Source organism: Faecalibacterium sp. DFI.5.82 (assembly GCF_029076575.1).
GTDB lineage: Bacteria > Bacillota > Clostridia > Oscillospirales > Ruminococcaceae > Faecalibacterium > Faecalibacterium duncaniae.
In genome coordinates this window covers 1-310 of the sequence record NZ_JARFIS010000520.1, presented here as the reverse complement: position 1 = coordinate 310, position 310 = coordinate 1, and the positions used below count along the sequence as shown (strand labels likewise).

The window sequence follows — 310 nt, the reverse complement described above, 5'->3', positions numbered from 1 at the left end:
GAGCCCACACCGAGGCCGGACTGTACAGCGCCCCGGGCCGCACCGAGATCGGCGGCAACCACACCGACCACCAGCATGGCCGGGTGCTGGCCGGCAGCGTGAACATTGACATTATCGCTGCTGCTGCCCCCAACGGCCTGAACCAGCTGCGTGTGCAGAGCGAGGGCTATGACCTCTGTGTCATCGACCTTGGCGACCTTGCTGCCCGCAAGGAGGAAGAGAACACCACCCTGGCCCTGCTGCGGGGCGAGTGTGAGGCCTTCTAGGAGCATGGCGCTGCCCTCTCCGGCCTGGACGTATATATCTCCTC

The 310-nt window shown here is 65.5% G+C and carries 1 protein-coding gene; it reads left to right on the top strand.

Features of this window, described 5'->3' with window-relative positions; translation table 11 throughout:
- Positions 1-266: galactokinase family protein (locus P0G09_RS17700; protein WP_275253326.1), on the top strand; the 266-nt coding region annotated here is incomplete at its 5' end.
- Positions 267-310 lie beyond the last annotated feature (44 nt).